The sequence below is a fragment of the Pseudomonas sp. JUb52 genome (assembly GCF_004341115.1).
GTDB classification, from domain to species: Bacteria; Pseudomonadota; Gammaproteobacteria; order Pseudomonadales; family Pseudomonadaceae; genus Chryseomonas; species Chryseomonas oryzihabitans.
Genome location: NZ_SLYS01000007.1, coordinates 254,156 through 270,604 on the forward strand (window position 1 = coordinate 254,156; position 16,449 = coordinate 270,604).

Annotated in this window: 16 protein-coding genes and 1 pseudogene; 8 read left to right on the top strand and 9 right to left on the bottom strand. The window is 66.7% G+C overall.

Annotated features, from left to right (window positions below):
- The 3 genes from choW to choX form a co-directional block, all read right to left on the bottom strand.
- Positions 1-843 carry a choline ABC transporter permease subunit gene (choW, locus tag EC839_RS14315; RefSeq protein WP_007160036.1) on the bottom strand — a complete coding sequence of 281 codons (843 nt, stop codon included), beginning with the start codon at positions 841-843 and terminating at the stop codon, positions 1-3.
- 116 nt (positions 844-959) lie between these two features.
- Positions 960-1,898: a choline ABC transporter substrate-binding protein gene (locus EC839_RS14320; protein WP_132832706.1), complete on the bottom strand. Its 939-nt coding sequence runs from the start codon at positions 1,896-1,898 to the stop codon at positions 960-962.
- Positions 1,899-2,166: 268 nt separating this feature from the next.
- Positions 2,167-3,108 carry a choline ABC transporter substrate-binding protein gene (gene choX, locus EC839_RS14325; protein ID WP_132832707.1) on the bottom strand — a complete coding sequence of 314 codons (942 nt, stop codon included), beginning with the start codon at positions 3,106-3,108 and terminating at the stop codon, positions 2,167-2,169.
- Positions 3,109-3,574: 466 nt separating this feature from the next.
- On the opposite strand from choX, the gene EC839_RS14330 reads away from it, so the two are divergent.
- Positions 3,575-4,672: a GlxA family transcriptional regulator gene (locus tag EC839_RS14330; RefSeq protein WP_037006569.1), complete on the top strand. Its 1,098-nt coding sequence runs from the start codon at positions 3,575-3,577 to the stop codon at positions 4,670-4,672.
- 15 nt (positions 4,673-4,687) lie between these two features.
- Here the strand turns inward: EC839_RS14330 and EC839_RS14335 are convergent, their stop codons facing one another.
- From EC839_RS14335 to EC839_RS14345, 3 genes are all read right to left on the bottom strand, one after another.
- Positions 4,688-5,473, bottom strand: a complete 786-nt coding sequence (locus tag EC839_RS14335; RefSeq protein ID WP_132832708.1) for an N-acetylmuramoyl-L-alanine amidase — start codon at positions 5,471-5,473, stop codon at positions 4,688-4,690.
- A 25-nt stretch (positions 5,474-5,498) separates the two neighbouring features.
- Positions 5,499-7,274: a GGDEF domain-containing protein gene (locus EC839_RS14340; protein ID WP_132832709.1), complete on the bottom strand. Its 1,776-nt coding sequence runs from the start codon at positions 7,272-7,274 to the stop codon at positions 5,499-5,501.
- Positions 7,275-7,451: 177 nt separating this feature from the next.
- Positions 7,452-8,081 (bottom strand): thiol:disulfide interchange protein DsbA/DsbL, encoded by a 630-nt coding sequence (locus tag EC839_RS14345; RefSeq protein WP_027598615.1) that lies wholly within the window; start codon positions 8,079-8,081, stop codon positions 7,452-7,454.
- Positions 8,082-8,282: 201 nt separating this feature from the next.
- Here EC839_RS14345 and yihA point away from each other — a divergent pair, with 201 nt between their 5' ends.
- Entirely contained in the window at positions 8,283-8,921 is a 639-nt protein-coding gene (yihA, locus tag EC839_RS14350) for a ribosome biogenesis GTP-binding protein YihA/YsxC (RefSeq protein ID WP_027598614.1), read from the top strand.
- 187 nt (positions 8,922-9,108) lie between these two features.
- Here the strand turns inward: yihA and argC are convergent, their stop codons facing one another.
- The gene (argC, locus tag EC839_RS14355) at positions 9,109-10,062 is read right to left on the bottom strand and encodes an N-acetyl-gamma-glutamyl-phosphate reductase (RefSeq protein ID WP_132832710.1); all 954 of its coding nucleotides are present in this window, start codon (positions 10,060-10,062) and stop codon (positions 9,109-9,111) included.
- 327 nt (positions 10,063-10,389) lie between these two features.
- Here argC and EC839_RS14360 point away from each other — a divergent pair, with 327 nt between their 5' ends.
- The 5 genes from EC839_RS14360 to EC839_RS14380 all read left to right on the top strand — a co-directional run bounded on the left by EC839_RS14360 (position 10,390) and on the right by EC839_RS14380 (position 13,640).
- Positions 10,390-10,533: a DUF1127 domain-containing protein gene (locus tag EC839_RS14360; protein ID WP_132832711.1), complete on the top strand. Its 144-nt coding sequence runs from the start codon at positions 10,390-10,392 to the stop codon at positions 10,531-10,533.
- A 73-nt stretch (positions 10,534-10,606) separates the two neighbouring features.
- The gene (locus tag EC839_RS14365) at positions 10,607-10,927 is read left to right on the top strand and encodes a DUF2388 domain-containing protein (RefSeq protein ID WP_132832712.1); all 321 of its coding nucleotides are present in this window, start codon (positions 10,607-10,609) and stop codon (positions 10,925-10,927) included.
- A gap of 100 nt (positions 10,928-11,027) precedes the next feature.
- A complete protein-coding gene (locus tag EC839_RS14370; RefSeq protein ID WP_132832713.1) occupies positions 11,028-11,327 on the top strand; it encodes a DUF2388 domain-containing protein in 300 nt (99 codons plus the stop codon).
- Positions 11,328-11,361: 34 nt separating this feature from the next.
- The gene (locus tag EC839_RS14375; RefSeq protein ID WP_007160025.1) at positions 11,362-11,682 is read left to right on the top strand and encodes a DUF2388 domain-containing protein; all 321 of its coding nucleotides are present in this window, start codon (positions 11,362-11,364) and stop codon (positions 11,680-11,682) included.
- The gene (locus EC839_RS14380; RefSeq protein WP_132832714.1) at positions 11,679-13,640 is read left to right on the top strand and encodes a DUF4105 domain-containing protein; all 1,962 of its coding nucleotides are present in this window, start codon (positions 11,679-11,681) and stop codon (positions 13,638-13,640) included. The genes EC839_RS14375 and EC839_RS14380 overlap by 4 nt, the downstream gene beginning before the upstream one ends.
- Before the next feature lie 212 nt (positions 13,641-13,852).
- Here EC839_RS14380 and EC839_RS14385 read toward each other — a convergent pair whose 3' ends face one another.
- Positions 13,853-15,313: a YdgA family protein gene (locus tag EC839_RS14385; RefSeq protein ID WP_132832715.1), complete on the bottom strand. Its 1,461-nt coding sequence runs from the start codon at positions 15,311-15,313 to the stop codon at positions 13,853-13,855.
- 273 nt (positions 15,314-15,586) lie between these two features.
- Here EC839_RS14385 and EC839_RS14390 point away from each other — a divergent pair, with 273 nt between their 5' ends.
- Entirely contained in the window at positions 15,587-16,258 is a 672-nt protein-coding gene (locus tag EC839_RS14390) for a nucleoside/nucleotide kinase family protein (protein ID WP_132832716.1), read from the top strand.
- 29 nt (positions 16,259-16,287) lie between these two features.
- On the opposite strand, the pseudogene EC839_RS14395 reads toward EC839_RS14390, so the two are convergent.
- Positions 16,288-16,449 (bottom strand): annotated as a pseudogene (locus EC839_RS14395) (IS3 family transposase); the annotation flags it as partial.

Here is a 16,449-nt window from a genome sequence, read left to right on the forward strand (position 1 = left end):
TTATTTAACCTCGCGAGGAGCGGGTTGCTTGCACACCCGGTCGAGCAGGATGGCGATCAGGACGATGGACAGGCCGGCTTCGAAGCCCAGGGCGATGTCCGCGGTGTTGAGGGCGTTCACCACCGGCTTGCCGAGGCCGTCGGCGCCCACCAGGGCAGCGATCACCACCATGGACAGCGACAGCATGATGCACTGGGTGATGCCGGCGCCGATGCTGGGCATGGCGTGGGGCAGTTCGATGCGGGTCAGCAGCTGCCAGCGCGAGCAGCCGAAGGCCTTGCCGGCGTCCATCAGCTCGGCAGGAACATCCTGGATGCCCAGGCAGGTCAGGCGGATCGGTGCGGCCACGGCGAACACCACCGTGGAAATCAGTCCGGGCACCACGCCCAGGCCGAACAGGGTCAGGGTCGGAATCAGATAGACGAAGGTGGGGACCGTCTGCATCAGGTCCAGGACCGGGCGCAGGCCGGTGTAGAACCAGGGCTTGTGCGCGGCGATGATGCCCAGCGGCACGCCGACGGCGATGCACACCAGGGTGGCGAAGACCACCTGGGCCAGGGTTTCCATGGTTTCCTGCCAGTACCCCAGGTTGAGGATCAGCAGCAGGGAGACGAGGGCGAAGATCACCAGGCCGATGCTGCGTTGCAGCAGATAGACCCCTACCGCGACCAGGGCAATGAAGGCCAGCGGGTTGAACCACATCAGGCCGGCGGTAAGGCCGTGGATGAGGCCGGACAGCACATCGGAGATCTTGTCGAAGACGCTGGCGCCATGCAGCGTCAGCCAGTCGATGAAGTCGGCGATCTGCTGGCCGAGAGGAAGCTTGTGGTCGGTGATTAACATAACGGTGCCCGTCAGGTAGGAGTGGACAGGTCGAAGCACGAGAAACGCTGATTCGTGCTTCGGCTGTGGCAGTACCCGCCCGAACTGGCGCGGGACAGTCGAATGTTATTGTTCTGTCAGGGTGCCAGGGCGGCCTTGGCCGCCTCCACAGCGGGCTTGCCATCGCGTGTGGTCACGCCGGCCAGCCACTGGTCGAGCACCTGCGGATGCGCCTTGAGCCACACCTTGGCGGCCGCGCTCGCGGATTGTTTTTCGTTGAGGACCTTGTCCATCAGCTGGTTTTCCATGTCCAGGGTAAAGGACAGGTTGGTCAGCAGCTTGCCCACGTTGGGGCATTCCTGGACGTAGCCCTTGCGGACGTTGGTGTAGATGGTGGCGCCGCCGAAGTTGGGACCGAAGACGTCGTCGCCGCCTTCGAGATAGGCCATCTTGAAGCGGGTATTCATCGGATGGGGTTCCCAGCCGAGGAATACCACCCACTGCTGGCGGCGCTCGGCGCGCTGGATCTGCGACAGCATCCCCGCTTCGCTGGATTCCACCAGCTTGAATTTGCCCAGGTCGAAGGCGTTCTTGTCGATCATGCCCTGGATCAGGCGATTGCCGTCGTTGCCCGGCTCGATGCCGTAGATCTTGCCGTCGAACTTGTCGGCGTTCTTGGCGATGTCGGCGAAACTCTTCACCCCGGCGTCGTAGACGTACTGGGGCACGGCCAGGGTGTACTTGGCGCCTTCCAGGTTGGCGCGCACGGTCTCGACGCTGCCGTTGTCGGCATAGGGTTTGATGTCCGCCGCCATGCTCGGCATCCAGTTGCCGAGGAAGACGTCGATGTCCTTGTTCTGCAAGGACTTATAGGTAACCGGTACGGAGATCATGTTGGTCGTGGTCTGGTAGCCGAGGGCATGCAGCACCTCGCTGGTCACGGCCGTGGTCACGGTGATGTCGGTCCAGCCGACATCGGCAAAGCGCACCTTGGCACAGGAAGCCGGTTCGGCTGCCTGAACAGCGAGTGGCGCCAGCAGGGCGGCACTCAAGAGCCAACGGGAACAACCTTTCATGGACACATCTCCTTGCGTTTGGCGGGGTACCTTTCGGTGCGCCCCACGTGTATTTATCTGTAACCCATCCCCCCAGGCTCGCCTACCGCCTGCGTCGCTACCAGTGTACGCGGCGTCGTAACCAGAAGCGGAAATGTCGCATCCAGCATGAGGCTCAGGGCACCCTGGCGGCCGGGCGCGGTTGCCGAAGTTGGGCTTGTAGCCATCATACGGCCCCCTGGGGCAAGACGCGGGCCAGGGGTGCTGGCAAGCCCTTGGGCCCCCGTGTTCAGTTGGCCAGAGTGGCTTTCACCGAGGCGTTGCCCGGCGCACCGCTGCGGGTGGTGACACCCTTGAGCCAGACATCCAGGTGTTCGGGATTGCGCTTGAGCCAGTTGCGCACGGCGCGGCGCGGGTTGTCCTTTTCGTTGAGCACCTGGTCCATCAGCTGATTTTCCATGTCCAGGGAAAACACCAGGTTGCCCAGCAGGCGGGCCACGTTGGGACACAGCTGGGCATAGCCCTTGCGCACCACCGTGTAGACCGTTGCCCCGCCCTGGTTCGGGCCAAAATACTCGTCGCCCCCGTCGAGGTAGGCCAGCTTGTGCCGGACGTTCATCGGATGGGGTTCCCAGCCGAGAAAGACGATCCATTGCCGGTCCAGCAGCTCCTTCATCCGCACCTGGGTCAGCATGCCCTGCTCGCTGGATTCGTCGAGCTTGAAGTCGCCCAGGCCGAAGGCATTGCTGGCGATCATCTTCTTCACCAGCGCGTTGCCATCGTTGCCGGGCTCGATGCCGTAGAGGGTGTGATCGAAGCGCTCGGCGAAGCGGGCGATGTCGGCGAAGTTCTTTACCCCGGCGTCATAGACGTACTGGGGCACCGCCAGGGTGTAGCGGGCGCCTTCCAGGTTGGCGTGCAGACGGTCGATCGCACCCGCGTCGACCAGGGGCTGGCTGAGCTTGGTCTGCGCCGGCATCCAGTTGCCGAGAAAGACATCGGCCTCGCCCGCGACCAGGGTGTCATAGGTCTGCGGCAGGGACAGGCGCAGCAGCTCGGTCTCGTAGCCGAGGGCGCTGAGGAGATAGCGCGTCGTGGCGTTGGTGATATTGAGATCCGACCAGCCGACATCGGCCAGGCGCACCTGCCGACAACTCTCAGGCTCGACAGCAGCCTGCACGGTAGAGCTCAGCAACAGACCGGACAACCACAGCGCTGGGGAGATTTTCATCCTGAACTCCAGGGGTCGCGAGGGGAAGGGCGCCTGGCTGCTGCACGTACCGGTCCGTCTGGCCCGGGGTTTGGTGGCTTTTCGCCACAAGTAGCCAGAAGGGCGACGGACGGTCGAAAGGCCTGACCTACAACCGTGCCCGTTGAGTCGCCCTGCCACATTTTGGCGCGCGCCGGTTACGTCCTGGTGTTACCGATGGAATACACCTGGCGAAGTGCCATTGGCCAGAGGTCGGTCTCGGATCAGAAGGGTCGCAATTGAAAACGCTATCTAATCAACGCCATTGGCCGCTGCTGAATGGGTTATTCGGCCCTGACAGTCCCGTCGTGCCGGGGTTCACCTAGTTTCGGCATGGGAATTGCGACATGACTTATGCGTCCGCGACACATCTTTCGCCCAACGTCGTCCGCCGCACCTCATTAGAGCCCAGCCAAGGGCCCCAGCCTGCGTGAAGGAGATTCAAACCATGTCGCCCATTCCCACCTCGTCACAGGCCCGTGCGATCCAGTCCATCGGCTTTCTGCTGCTGGACAACTTCACACTCATCTCCCTGGCGTCGGTGGTGGAGCCGCTGCGCATGGCCAACCAGCTGTCGGGACGGGAACTCTATCGCTGGTGCACCCTGAGCCTGGACGGCCGACCGGTGCGGGCGAGCGATGGCCTGCAGATCACCCCGGACAGCGCCGTGAGCGCCGCCCCGGTGATGGACATGGTGATCGTCTGCGGCGGCGTGGGCATCCAGCGCAGCGTGTCGCGCGAACATTGCACCTGGCTGCAGAGCCAGGCGCGCCAGGGCCGCAAGCTGGGCGCGGTCTGTACCGGCAGCTGGGCCCTGGCCCGGGCCGGCCTGCTCGACGGCTACGACTGCAGCGTGCACTGGGAAACCCTGGCGGCCCTGCAGGAAGCCTATCCGCGCGTGGTGCTCAGCACCCGCCTGTTCACCATCGACCGCAATCGCTGCACCGCCTCGGGCGGCACCGCGCCGATGGACATGATGCTGCACCTGATCGGTCGCGAGCATGGCCGCGAGTTGTCGGCGGCGATCTCGGAAATGTTCATCTACGAGCGCATCCGCAACGAGCAGGATCACCAGCGCGTACCCCTCAAGCACATGCTGGGCACCAACCAGCCCAAGCTGCAGGAAATCGTGGCGCTGATGGAAGCCAACCTCGAAGAGCCCATCGACCTCGACGAACTGGCGGTCTATGTGGACGTGTCCCGGCGCCAGCTGGAGCGCCTGTTCCAGAAGTACCTGCACTGCTCGCCGTCGCGCTACTACCTCAAGCTGCGGCTGATCCGCGCCCGGCAGCTGCTCAAGCAGACCACCCTGTCGATCATCGAGGTGGCCTCGGTGTGCGGCTTCGTCTCTACCCCGCACTTTTCCAAGTGCTACCGCGAATACTTCGGCATCCCGCCGCGTGACGAGCGCCAGGGTCCGACCATCCAGCAGCCCATCGCGCTGATGCCGCTGTCCCAGGAATTGTCGCTGATGCCGGCCTCGTCCGCGCTAGCGGCCCTGAGCCAGGCCCAGGGCGAATCCACCTTTGCCAGCGTGCGGTTGTAAGCCGCCTGCGGCCGCCTAGCGCCCGCTGGGCAGGCTGAGCAGCAGCGCCGCCGTCTGCAGATCCGGCTGGCCGTCGAAACGGCCCGGCCGGTACTTCATCTGGAAGGCGCCGATGACGTCGCGGGTGGCCGCATCGAGCACGCCGGTGCGGGGCACCGCATAACCGATCCGTGCCAGCTGATCCTGGAACCAGGCCGGCGGCGGCAGCACGCCGCCCAAGCTGGCCTGGCGCTGGGCAACCACCGCCGGATCCGGCCAGTTGATCAGGCCCGCCGCGGCCAGGCGCGCCCAGGGAAACAGCGGACCCGGATCCTGTTTGCGCCCCGGCGCGATGTCGCTGTGGCCAACGATGGCGCGGCGATCCAGGCCGTGACGTTGTTCGATGTCCTTGAGCAGCGGAATCAGCGCCTTGATCTGGGCTTCGCTGAAGGGATACCACTGGCGTCCGGCCGGGGTGTCGCGAAAGCCCAGGTTGACCATCTCGATGCCGATGGAGGTGGAGTTGAGCCAGGTGCGGCCTTCCCATTCGCTCACGCCGGCATGCCAGGCGCGGCGATTCTCGTCCACCAGGCGATAGACGGTGCCGTCGGTATCGATCAGATAGTGGGCGCTGACGCCGGCCTGGGTCAGCAGCTTGAGCGACTGCTTGGAATCGGCCGCGGTGTAGTGCAGCACGATGTACTGCACCCGGCTGTCCTGATCGCGGGCGGTGTAGTCGTCATTGATGCGGGGGCCGCTGGAGCAGCCGGCCAGGAGCAGGCCGCAGAGCAGCCAGGGGAGGAGCTTGAAGGGCTTTCGCACGATTACCTCGCGAACGTGGAAGGGGTCAGGCCACGTCCAGGCGATCGCGTCCGGCGCGCTTGGCGCGGTAGAGCGCCTGGTCGGCACGCTCGAATACGGTATCGGCATCCTCGCCCGGCGCAAAGGCCGCGAGACCAGCGGACAGGGTGATCACCACCCGTTCGCCCTTGAAATGGAAGGGGCAGGCGGCGACCGCGGCACGCAGTTGCTCAATCAGGGTGACTCCGCCGGCGAGCGGCGTGGCACCCAGTAGCATGACAAATTCCTCGCCGCCGAAGCGGGCGATGAAGTCGGTCTTGCGCAGGCGGCGCTGCAATTCGCTGGCGATGATCTTGAGTACCTTGTCACCGGCCAGGTGGCCGTAGCCATCGTTGATGCGCTTGAACAGATCGACGTCGAGCACCGCCAGCAGCAGGTCGCCGCCGTGGCGCTGCCAGCGGGCCACCTCCAGGTCCAGGCGCTCGCTCCAGGCGGCGCGGTTGGGCAGCCCGGTGAGGGGGTCGCAGAGGGCCTTCTGCCGCTGTTCTTCCAGATGGCCGCGATACTGCTGGGCCTCGCGCTCCATGCCGGCGACGCGCTCGGTGAGGGCGCTGAGTCTTTCGCTGGCTTCCTGCTCGCGGGTCTCGCGCTGGCTCTGCTGGTCAGCCAGGCTGGTCAGCAGCCCTTCCAGGCGGCTGTCGAGTGACAGCTTGAGGCTGTCCAGGTCGGTCGCCTCCTGTACCTCGTTCTGCAATTCATTGACCTGGCCACGCAGGGCGTCGCCAAAGGCGCGCTCCTGGGTCTGGCCGTCCTGGCGCCCGGCGTGGACGTCCTGCAGACCGGTCTGGAAGGCGGCGAGGCGCTCGTTGAGGCGGCGCAGGTAGAGCTGGAATTCGCTCTGTCCGGAATGGTTGAGCGCCAGCACCAGCACCGACAGATCGTCGAGCACCGGCACCAGTTCGTACCAGTTCAGACTGCCCTGGATGCGCTGGCGCAGGTGCTCGGCCTGGGGCTTGTGGCTGTCCGGCAGCGCCAGGTCGTCGAGCAGCCGCAGCAGGGTGGCTTCCAGGTGCGGGGCAATGGCGCTGTAGCCGGGTTCGGGCACCGGGGGCAGGGCATAGGCCGGATCGGCCTGGACTGCCAGGGGCTCTACAGGGGATTCAGATGGCGCAGCGGCTATACCTTCGACCGGCAGCGGCGGCGGTTCGGACGTTGCCAGCGCTTCCGCCGCTGGCGCCGGCGAGGCGTCTGTAGCTAGCGGACTCGATGTGGTCGCCGGCGCCTCTTCCGCCGCCTCGCCCCGGCCGCCCAGCAGGCGCTGCAGGAAACCGGCGCGGGCGGGCTGTTCGGGGTGCAGCTGACTCAGCGCCTGTTGCTGCAGACGGCTGAATTCGCCGAGCAGCGCGGGCAGTTCGCCCGGTTGGTCGGCCGCGGCCTGGGCGCGCTTGGCGAAACCCTTGAGCGCCTTGCGCTGGTCGCGCGGCAACTCCAGGGTCGGCAGCAACCGGCACAGTTCGGCAAAGGCCTCGGCCACCTGGCGCGCACGCAATTCCCGGCGCTGCTCGGAGTCGAGCACGGTGCGCTCCAGGCGTGGAATCAGCTTGGCGAGATCGGCGTCGCTGTCGTCACGGCGGAGGATGTCGCGCAATTCGACCAGGCAGGCGTCCACCGCCGCGTCGTTGCCTTCGGCGGCCAGGCTGCTGCGCACGAGGCCACGACGCACCAGGTCCAGGCGGTTTTCCCACCGGCTTTCCAGGCGTTCGAGATTCTCGAGGCTCTCCAGGTATTTGCTTTTCCAGCGTTCGACGTCCGCGCGCTCCATCCGCCCGCTCCAAAGGCTTGAGGGTGGCCAGCAGGCAGGCACGACGGGGCGGCCAGCCCACTTGATAGTCGCTAGGGTATCGGCGGTTTCAGGGAAAGTTTGAGCAGGACGACCGGAGGCCGCTTGAGAGGGACGAGCTGAGGAGCCGCCGCCGCGGGACGCGGCGGCGGGTAACGCTTATTTGGCGGCGCGTTCTTTCTGGATCAGGAAGTCGGCGACCTTCAGGGTCTCGTCCGGACCACCCGAGGAGCCCAGGTCGAAGCGGTACTTGCCGTTGACCACCATGGTCGGCACACCGGTGATCTGGTAGGCCATGGCCAGTTTCTTGTCCTTTTCCACCTGACCCTTCACGGCGAAGGAGTTGTAGGTGCTGAGGAACTTGTCGCGATCCACGCCCTGGGTGGCGAGGAAGTCGGCCATCTCTTCGGGGGTGGCCAGCTTCTTGTGCTCCTTGTGGATGGCGGCGAAGACGGCGTCATGCACCTTGGCTTCCACGCCCATGGCTTCCAGGGTCACGAACAGCTGACCGTGGACGTTCCAGATGCCGCCGAACATGGCCGGCACGCGCTTGAAGGCGACGTCGTCGGGCAGCTTCTTGGACCAGGCGTTGAGGGTGGGCTCGAAGGCATAGCAGTGCGGGCAGCCGTACCAGAACAGCTCAACCACTTCGATCTTGCCGGGTTCGGACACCGGAACCGGACTGCTCAGTTCGGTGTACTGCTTGCCGGCCTGGATGTCGTCGGCATGGGCGGCCGCGCCGAACAGACTGGCGGCGGCGAACACGGCGGAGAAAAGCAGGTTGCGCATGGGACTACTCCTGGAAGAAGGCACGCCCACCAACCGGGCATGACGGATTGCGGGCATTGTAGCCGGGTGCATCGCCGCGCCTAGTCGCCGACGCGCCCGAGGCCGGCCATGTTCAGGCTTCGTTCAGGTTGCCGGGGGCACGGCTCTCGCCCGGCGCATCCGATATACTGCTGGCTTTGCCGCGCGCTCGCGAGTACCCCCATGTCCAGCTTCAAGAATCCCATCGTCGGTCTGTGCCAGCAGGCGTCCTTTCTCATCAGCGCCGCCAAGGTCGATCAGTGCCCGCTCGACAGCGGCCTGGAAGTGGCCTTCGCCGGTCGCTCCAACGCCGGCAAGTCCAGTGCGCTCAACACTCTGACCCACGCCAATCTGGCGCGTACCTCGAAGACGCCGGGGCGGACCCAGCTGCTCAACTTCTTCAGCCTCGACGACGAGCGGCGCCTGGTGGACCTGCCCGGCTATGGCTACGCCAAGGTGCCGATCCCGCTCAAGCAGCACTGGCAGGAGCACCTGGAGGCCTATCTGAGCAGCCGCAATTCGCTCAGCGGCGTGGTGCTGATGATGGACATCCGCCATCCGCTGACCGAATTCGACCGCCTGATGCTGGACTGGGCCCAGGCCAGTTCCATGCCGCTGCACATCCTGCTGACCAAGGCCGACAAGCTGGCCTTCGGGGCGCAGAAGAATGCCCTGCTCAAGGTGCAGCGCGACGTACGCCAGGGCTGGGGCGATACCGCCAGCATCCAGCTGTTCTCGGCGCCCAAGCGCCAGGGCGTGGAAGACGCCCAGCGCGTGCTGGCCCGCTGGCTGGGCCTCGACGAGCCCGTCGCCGAGGCATAAAAAACTCCGGACTTCCATCGGGGGAGGGGAGAAGTCCGGAGTTCAAGACTGGACCGCCACGCAGGGGTCCAGCATCTGCCAACACTAAACAGCAAAGGAGCAGAACGGCTATCCAAACCGTTCAGCAGTTCAGACGGGGCGCCAGGAAAAAGGTTCGCCCCGTCCGAGCAGAAAGCCGGCGCCCTGACTAGCGGCCGCTGGTGAGCCCCAGACCCTCGTCGGCGCCCAGGTGCACGTTCATGCACTGGACCGCAGCGCCCGCCGCGCCCTTGCCCAGATTGTCCAGGCGCGCCACCAGCGTCATCCGCTCGGCATTGCCATAGACGAAGAGATCGGCGCGGTTGGTGTCGTTGCTGGCCTGGACGTCGAAGAAGCCATTGTCCAGCTCCTCCTCGGCGGCCACCGGGGCCACCCGAATGAAGGCTTCGCCGTCATAGTGACGGGCCAGCGCCGCCTGCAGATCGGCAGCGGTGGTGCCCGGGCGCAGCTGGCTGGCGTGCAGCGGGATGGTTACCGCCAGACCCTTGAGGAAGGGGCCGACGATGGGGCTGAACACCGGCGCAGCGGTCAGACCGCTCTGCACGCGCATTTCCGGCAGGTGCTTGTGGCCCTGGCCCATGGCATAGGGGCGCGGACTCAGCAGACGCGCGTCGCCGCCGGCTTCGTAGGCGGCGATCATCTGCTTGCCGCCACCGCTGTAGCCGGTCAGGGAAAAGGCCGACAGCGGGGTGTCCGGGGCCAGCAGGCCCGCGTCCACCAGCGGCCGGGCCAGCAGGATGAAGGCGGTGGCGTGGCAGCCGGGGTTGGCGATGCGCTTGCTGGCGCGCAGCGCCTCGCGCTGACCGGGCGCCAATTCCGGCAGGCCGTAGGTCCAGCCGCTGTCGGTGCGGAAGGCGGTGCTGGCGTCGATGATGCAGGTGTTGGGATTGGTCACCAGGCTGACCGCTTCGCGGGAGGCGGCATCGGGCAGGCAGAGGAAGGCCACGTCGGCGGCATTGAGGAAGCGCGCACGCTCGGCCGGATCCTTGCGCTTGCTCTCGTCGATGCGCAGCAGTTCGATGTCCGAACGGCCGGTCAGGTAGTCCAGCAGACGCAGGCCGGTGGTGCCTTCCTGGCCGTCGACGAAAACTTTGAAGCTCATGGCGGTGCCTCTCGCGGATGGGCGCTGAAAGGGTCGATTGTAGCGACTCGGACAGATCAGGCATACGCCGCAGGGAGGCGATACAGCCGTATCCCGCCCGACCGGCGCAGTGAGGCGTACCAGAGCGGTTCGGGCAGGACCGACAGGTACAGATCCGAAATTTGGGTTTTTGTACGGATACAGTGCTTTGCAGCTGTAAGTGGTCTGGTTCCGCGTCAGCGGCGAATCTGGAGTTCCTCCACCGCTTCGCTGGATAACGCCATGGATCGCCTCTCGCCAGACAGTGCCATTGCCCCCTTGATCTCCCCTCGGCGCGGATGCCGCGCCTTGTTCGCGCTGCTCGTCCGCTGGCGCCTGCGCGCCCTGGGCCGACGGCAATTGCAGCAGCTGGACGGCCGGGCGCTGGGCGATCTGGGGCTGAATCTCGCGGATCAGCGGCGCGAAGGCGGCAAACCCTTCTGGCGGGAGTGAAAATCTGCGCCGGGATGCGACTTCCTCGGGCTGACGGTAGTCTCACTCAGGCCTATCCAGACGGGAGTCCCCCATGAAAACCCTGCACCTGGGCGCCGCCGCGGCGCTGTTCTGCCTGTCCACCGCCGCCTCGGCGTCGAGCTTCTATGTCACCACCGACATCATCGTCAACGCCATCGATGCGACCTCGGACACCACCTCGTCCATTACCGGCTCCTTCAAGAACGACAAGCTGGTCCAGGAAGCCCGTGACGATGCGGCCACCTACGTCGGCAGCGCCGGCGACATCCGCGGCGTACGCCTGGAAGCGGCGCTGGACCACCTGCGCAGCCAGGCGCCCGCACTGCGTCAGGCCAGCGATGACCAGCTGGCCCAGGCGATTCTCGCCATCTGAGGCGCAACACCGCGATACCCCCCGTACCCCGTGGCTGCTAGCCCGGAGCGGGGGGCTGCGTTAGCCTTGGCGACCATCTGCCACCGGAGGGTCGTCATCCATGCATATCCGTCGTTCTGCCGCGCTGTTGCTCGGCCTCTGTCTCGCCACGCCGGTCCTGGCGTTCGACTCCACCACCGAGGGTCTGGTGAAGACCATCTACGGCACCAGCCAGCTCACCACCGGCCCCTTCCAGAACAAGCTGGTCCTGGCGGCGCGTGACGATGCCGCGGCCTTCATCGCCACCGACGGCGCCCTGCGCGGTGCTCAGCTGGAGGAAACCCTCCGCGCCCTGCGCGCAGCCGATCCGGCGCTGCACGCCTCCGACCGGGAACTCGCCCAGGCGATTCTGAGTCAGTAGTCCGTTTCAATTCCGTGACATCCCTGGAGTATCCATGCGCCGTTCCCTGCTTATCGCCGCTGCCCTGACCCTGGGCGTTTCGAGCCTGGCTCAGGCCCAGACCCTGGTGGCCACCAGTAACATCGTGGTGCGGGCGCTGCAGCGCAGCATCGACTTCACCTCCGATACCACCACCTCCATCCGCGACGCCAAGATGATCCAGGCCGCGCGTGGCGATGCCGCCAGCTTTGTCGCCACCGACGGCGACATCCGTGGCGTCCAGCTGGAAGAAGCCTTCCGCAGCCTGCGCGACCAGTTCCCGGCCGCGCGCCAGGCCAACGACCTGCAGCTGGCCCAGGCCATCCTGGCGCTGTGAAGAACCGCGCCGGCCGGCTGCGGCAGTGGCTGGCTGGCCTCGCGGCCGGCCTGGCCCTCGGCGGGGCCCAGGCCGCCCTGCACCTCGAACTCGATACCCAGGGCCTGACGCCCGCGCAGATCCAGGCGACCCAGCAGCTGCTGGATGAAGCCCAGGGCCTGTTGCCACCCAGATTCAAGGCGGCGCTGGACGAGCGCATCCCGGTGCGCTGGAGCAGCGAGCTGCTGGAAGAAGCCTATGGCGAGGCGGATCGGCGCAATCTGCTGCTCAATCGTCGCCTGCTGCCCAGCCTGGTCGACGGCAGCGACACCCGTATCCAGACCGGCCGGCCCCATGGCACCCAGCACCGCGAACTGCTGGCCACGGTGCTGCACGAGCTGACCCACTTCTATGACCGCGAGCGCGTCTGGACACCCGAGCAGCGCCAGCTGATCCTCTCCTGCGGCGGCCTGGGGCTGACCTCCGACCAGTTGCCGGTGAAATGCCAGGGCCAGGCCGGGCGCAGCTATACCCTGTCCGACGATCCGCGGCTGCTGGACCTGGCCGGCTGGCAGGTGAAGACCCGCAAGCACGGTAATCGCGAGTCGAAGAATCTCTTCATCGCCCGCAGTCCCGATCTCTATGAAGTCACCAACCCGAAGGAATTCGTGGCGGTGAACATGGAGTACTTCCTGCTCGATCCCAGCTACGCCTGCCGGCGGCCGGCGCTGCAGCGCTACTTCGCCGAGCACTTCGGCTGGTCGCCCGAGCACGATGCCTGTCCGGGGCGCTATCCCTATCTCAACGCCGGCAACGACTTCGGCGAGGCGCCCCTGGGCTGGCTCGATCCAGAGCGGGTCTATGCGGTGGATTACCTGCTGGCCGAGGGCAACGAGAAGGTCATGAGCCGCTGGGGCCACAGCATGCTGCGCCTGGTGGTCTGCGCCCCGGGTCGGCCGCGTGGCCCGGATTGCCGGCTGGATCTGCAACACCACCTGGTGCTGTCGTTCCGCGCCTTCGTCAACGACGTCCAGCTCTCCAGCTGGCGCGGCCTGACCGGCTCCTATCCCTCGCGGCTGTTCGTGCTGCCGCTGGCCCAGGTGGTGGACGAGTACACCAAGGTGGAGCTGCGCGGTCTGCAATCCGTGCCGCTCAAGCTGACCCGCCCGGAGATCGCCGACTTCCTCGAGCGGACCGCCCAGGTGCACTGGAGCTATGACGGCCAGTACTACTTCGTGACCAACAACTGCGCGGTGGAGACCTTCAAGCTGCTGCACGACGGGGTGCCGCGCCTGGCCGATGCCCAGCTCGATGTCATCACCCCGACGGGTCTGATGGATGCGCTGAGGTTCAAGGACCTGGTGGACACCTCGGTGCTCGACGATCCGCGCGAAGCGCTGCGGCTGGGCTATCGCTTCGACAGCTTCCGCGAGCGTTTCCAGGCGATGTTCAAGGTGGCCCGGGAGCGCCTGAAGCTGCCCCAGGCGGATGTCGAGGCCTGGCTGGCGCTGACCCCGCAGCAGCGCCGCGAGCAATTCCAGCGTGCCGATCTGCGCGCCAGCGCTGCCCTGCTGCTGCTGGAGCAGGCAGCCTATCGCCGGGCGCTGCTGCAGGCCCAGACCGAGCTCAAGGATCGCTACCTGGGCCAGGACGCGGTGGACAAGGCGCGCTTCGGCAAGGCCGGTGGCGCCCTGGAACAGATCCTCAAGGACAGCGGCTACCTGAGTCGTCCGGCCGAGTTGCTCGGCACCGACGGCTACGGCCTGCCGCAACCGAGCGAGTGGGAACAGCTGACCGCCGAGAGCCAGAAGCGCCAGGCGCACCTGCGCAGCCTCAGGGACACCCTCAACAACGAGGTTCGCCAGCTGCTTTCGCCGGAGGCCCGCGATGGCCTGGACCTGACCGAAGCCAACCTGGATCTGCTCGGCAAGCACCTGCGCGAGCTGAACAAGGCCAGCGGCGGGCTGGAGTTGAAGTAGGGCGTTGGGGCGTTGTTGGGCTTCGCTGGGCTCAACACAGCCTACGCAAGGTACAGCAGGGGCCAGATAGCCCCCTCTCCCCTGGGGAGAGGGCTGGGGTGAGGGGAGCGGTACCAGGCTGTTGGGCTTCGCTGCGCTCAACCCAACCTACGGACCTGCGTAGGTTGGGTTGAGGCGGTTTTATCGTCGAAGCCCGACAGCCCCGGCATCCGCTAGCGCTTAGGCGCCTTGCCCTGGGGTTTGGCGGGAGCTGCGGGTTGCGGGCGTTCCAGCAGGGCCAGCAGCTGTTCCGGCGGGACTTCCTGGCCGTTGAGCAGCAGCCGCCCGGCGCTGTAATTCAGGGTCGCCACCAGATCCTCGCCTTCGGCCTTGAGCAGGCCGCTGTTCAGACCGATGCCGGCCAGGGCTTCAGCGGTGGCCTGGGCCTGTTGCTGCATGGCCGGCTGGCTGCGCTGGGCGCCCGCCTGGAACAGCACGCCATCCACCAGGCTGCCCCGCGCCACCGACAGGCGCGCATCGAGACCGGCCAACAGCTGGGCCGCGAGTTGCTCCGGCGGCAGATCGTAGGTCGCCGGCTTGGCCAGGGTCAGGTCCAGGTGCAGGCGGTTGCTGCCGCCAGGGGTGTCGAAGCGCAGCTCATCCACCACCAATTGGGGGCGCGCGGCGAGCACATCGCCGAGGTGCTGCTGCAGGGTCGCCTGGGTGGTGGGATCCAGACCCTGCTCGGTATCCAGCTGCAGGTGCTGCAGCAGGGCATTGAGCTGGGCCAGGGCCGGGCTGTCGAGATTGCTGTAGTGGCTGCTCAGGGTCGCCTTGCCCAGGGTCTGGCCGGCGATGTCGAGCCGGCCGAGGCTGGCGTTGAGCGTGCCCGCCAGTTGCTGGCCCTGTTGCCGGGTGTCGCCCTGGAGCTGCAGATCTCGCAGCTCGACCGCCGGCTTGCCGGGCATGGCCAGCAGCAGGCGGCCGAGGCGCAACTGCCCCGGGCCGAGCCAGAAGCCATCGGCATTGCGACGGTTGTCGCCGGTCAGGCCGAAGCCTTCGGTCTCCAGCTTGGCCCAGCCATCCGGCGTGCGCACATTGAGGCTGAATTGGCCGACCGTGCTGTCCAGGCGCAGCCGGTTGGCCTCCATGTCGGTAGCGAAGGTGGCGGTCAGGCCGGAGAATGCCACCGCGCCCTGGGGCTGGTCCAGGTGCAGGGCGGCCAGGGTCAGACCGCCGTCCACCGTGCGGTCGTAGCCCAGGGTGGCGTCGAGCCGCACGGGCTCGGCGCCCTTGGCCAGGGTGAAGAGATCGGCGGTGAGCGGCGTGCGCGCCAGGGTGACGCGGTTGACCGCCATGACCGGCGCCAGCTGCAGGGATTTGAGGCGGCTCAGGGGGAGGGGGCCGTGCTGGATGTCGTCGAGCACCCGCAGCACCTCCACCGGCGGTCGATCCTCGGCCTGCACGCTCAGGCTGAAGGTGGCGGTGCTGCTGAAGACACCGCGCTGCAACTCGACCAGCTGCAGTTGCAAGGGGTACTCGGGCAGTTGCGCCTGCAGGGCCAGCTGGGCTTGGCTGGCGGCTTGGCGCAATTCGCCTTCCAGCCGGGTGCCGGTGTACCAGGCGCCGCCCACGGCGGTGCCGACGGCGACCAGGGCCACACCGGCGAGGGTGGTAAGTAGCGGTTTCTTCATGGTGACCAAATCCCTTTGCATGAGGCGCACGGCGGCGCGCGGCCGATAGGAAGCGGAGTGTACGAGAGCGCCGGGTGGATGCCGAGGGGGAGCGGCCGGGATCGGCTCGCCGGGCCGCAGACTGTGATGGCTTTCCGGCCATGCCGGCGCCGAGTCGACGACCCGCTACGCAGGGTGCTAGCGTGCCGCGATCCCCACTGCCGGAACCTCCGCCATGATCGCTCTCCCGTGCCTGCCTGCCGTTTCCATCCTTGTGCTGCCGGGGGTGCCGGCATGAGCAGTCAGCGTCCGGTCGATGGCCTGCAACTCCCCGCCGAACTCCTCGCCCGCGCCGAGGCGCTGCTGGCCCAGGGGGGACGCCGCCTGCTGGGCATCGCCGGTACGCCGGGCGCGGGCAAGTCGACGGTGGCCGAGCTCTTGGCGGCGGCGCTCGGCGAGCGCGCCGTGGTGGTGCCCATGGACGGTTATCACCTCGCCAATCGCGAACTGGCGCGTCTGGGCCGCGCCCAGCGCAAGGGCGCGCCGGACACCTTCGACGCCCGTGGCTATCGCGCCCTGCTGCAGCGGCTGAAGGCGCCGGTGGCCGGCGAGACCGTCTATGCGCCGCTGTTCAATCGCGAGATCGAAGAACCCATCGCCAATGCCATCCCGGTCCACGCCGAGACCCAGCTGGTGATCAGCGAGGGCAACTACCTGCTCTTGACCCAGGCGCCCTGGAGCGATGTCGCCGAGGTGTTCGACGAGTGCTGGTATGTGCGTGTCGATCCTGAAGAGCGTCGCGAACGGCTGGTCGCCCGCCACATGCACTTTGGCCGCAGCCATGCGGACGCCGAAGCCTGGGTGGAAAGCACCGATGAGCCTAATGCACGACTGATCGACGGCGACCGGGCGCGGGCGGATCTGGTGGTGGAATGGCGGGATGGGGCGGCTGCCGGCAAGGCCTAAGCCTGTACCCGCTGCCATTCGGTCGGGTTCTACCCCATTTCCACGGACGGTTTGAAAAGGGCTGAAAACTTCAGAGCTTGCCGGGCGACTCTACGGCGCATTCGTGGGTTATGAAACCGCTCGATGTAGTCGAATAAATCCGCCCGTGCTTCATCACGAGTTCGATACGACTGATGGGCAACGCGCTCCCG